At 30.8% G+C, this 2,132-nt stretch carries 3 protein-coding genes; 1 reads left to right on the top strand and 2 read right to left on the bottom strand.

Annotation, left to right across the window (positions count from 1 at the left end; genetic code table 11):
* Positions 1 to 132 precede the first annotated feature (132 nt).
* Together ACYEKI_RS21120 and ACYEKI_RS21125 are read right to left on the bottom strand one after the other, a co-directional pair.
* Positions 133 to 618: a tetratricopeptide repeat protein gene (locus tag ACYEKI_RS21120; protein WP_459213201.1), complete on the bottom strand. Its 486-nt coding sequence runs from the start codon at positions 616 to 618 to the stop codon at positions 133 to 135.
* Positions 619 to 853: 235 nt separating this feature from the next.
* Positions 854 to 1,492, bottom strand: a complete 639-nt coding sequence (locus ACYEKI_RS21125) for a hypothetical protein (protein WP_459213202.1) — start codon at positions 1,490 to 1,492, stop codon at positions 854 to 856.
* Between the two features lie 168 nt (positions 1,493 to 1,660).
* Between ACYEKI_RS21125 and ACYEKI_RS21130 the strand changes: the two genes are divergently transcribed.
* A partial coding sequence (locus ACYEKI_RS21130; RefSeq protein ID WP_459213203.1) for a transposase occupies positions 1,661 to 2,132 on the top strand: 472 nt, incomplete at its 3' end.

Below are 2,132 nucleotides of genomic sequence, written 5' to 3' on the forward strand. Positions count from 1 at the left end.
AAAAGAATTAGAATTATCCTCAAATTAAGTATTCATTCAGGCTATCTTTTTTTGTATCATTTTTTGTTGCTATTCCAGACCTTTGGGTTTTACCTTTTGCCCGCATTACGTATAGCCCTTGTTATGTGCTGGCTATTTTTCTTCTGATATATTATTTAAGACAAATTTTGCCATTTCAATATTTCCAAACGTTGAACTTGGGTCAAAGATTACATTTGTTAGTAGTTCAGATGCCTTTTTGAAATTTCCATTTTGATTTAAAGCAAGAGCCTTGTTAATAATCAACATTCCCTTGGTTTCTATATCTGGATTTTGTTCAAGTCCTTTTTCTATTGCATTTAGCCTTTCTTGACCTTCAAGCAAGTTAGAGTATTCTTTCCAAGCAGGTGTGAAAGATGGTACTTTTTCAGTTAAAAGTTTTATCATTTCATTTTTTTCGGCTGGATTATTTGTCCATTCAAGTGATAGATATGATTTGTACAAGCCTTTTTGTAATTCTCCTTTACTTTCCCTTTCTAAAGTATGTAGTGCTATCTTAGAAGTATAAAATCCTTTTGGTGCAATTTTGTCTGTTAGACGATAATATTTCAAAGCATTTTCATAGTCATCTAGAAGCAAATATGTAAATGCTAAATCATACAGAGGATAAGGCCAATTTGGCGCTTCTTCATTAGCTTGATTTAATTTTTTGATTAAGCGATTTTTGATTTTTTTTCTTTTTCATAGCGACTAACGGTTTGTGTAAGGATAGTTACTTAAAGTACTAAGTTAGCAAAAAGTCCCAAAGTGAGGAATATTCGGAGAATATTCCGATTGGCACTTACCAACCTCAAGCAATTATTTTTACACTTTGTTACCAACTGTGCTTTCTTTTAGGTATTCTATATTCTATTATCAATTCCTCATCAATTATTTCAATTGTATCTGGTGCTACAGGTAGACCATTTAAGTCATATTCTACAGCATTGGTTGTTTCATCGGTTTTAAAGTCGTCAATACTTAAAATATCCTCCGTCCTTATGTATACTTCTGAATATTTTGTATCTAAATTAAAATCAGCAAACCGTCTTAAATCTTTCAAATAGATACTGGTTTTTTTAATTCCAGAATTTCTTTTTATTGAGCCAAGTTTAATTTTTACTATACTATCTCCAGTAGTAGAGTCAAAATAAGATTCAGGCATTAAGTCAGTATAGTTAAGAGATTTGCTGTTAATTTTTAGTTCAATAGTTTCTTTTTTCCCTATATAGAATAGATTTGTCCATGTAGTTGTATCAGATTCTATGTTTTGTTTTTGGTCAGTAATCCTTTTGCGTATTTTTTCCTTGATTTCAGGTTTTATCTTATTCCAATTAGAGCCTAATCTTCCATTTATCGTATCCATTCTTCTAGGAAAAGATGTTTCAATATGAATGATTTCATTAAAATCTTTTGCTTGACAAAAAATATTGATGCTAGATAATACTATTAATATGATAAGTAGTCTTTGCATTGTTGGTAACGTGTTTGTATATGGTTTGTTGCGTGGTTTAAGCACTAATTTTAGCAAATAAAATCCGAGAGGATTTTCATAAGTAAGCTAGAACTAGCAATAAATTATATACGGTGTGCCTGTTGCACAAGTATTAGATAAAAATAGTATTATTTCGTAAATTGATGTATGCAAGGCAAGAAGATTTATCAAGAAAAACTATTTACTCATTTTCAATTGAGTGATTCAATATCCAAAACAAATTTCTATCGTCGATTTAAGGAAGTTATCCACTTAGATTTTTTATACGACAGTACTAAAAAGTTTTATGGTAATAGTGGTCAAAAAAGTATTGATCCTTTAGTATTTTTCAAATTGTGTTTAGTAGGTTATTTAGAAAATATCATTAGTGATCGTAAACTTATCGAGCATTGTAGCATGCGATTGGATATTCTTTACTTTTTAGATTATGATCTAGATGGACAGCTTCCTTGGCATTCTACTATCAGTCGTACTCGACAACTTTTTCCTGAAACAGTTTTTGAGCAAGTCTTTACTCATATACTTACCTTGTATGTGGACAAGGGTATGGTCAGCGGACATACTCAAGCCATAGACTCAGCTCCCATAAAAGCTAATGCTAGTATGGATTCTTTAGAAT

Source organism: Aquimarina rhabdastrellae, assembly GCA_947387485.1.
Lineage (GTDB): Bacteria > Bacteroidota > Bacteroidia > Flavobacteriales > Flavobacteriaceae > Aquimarina.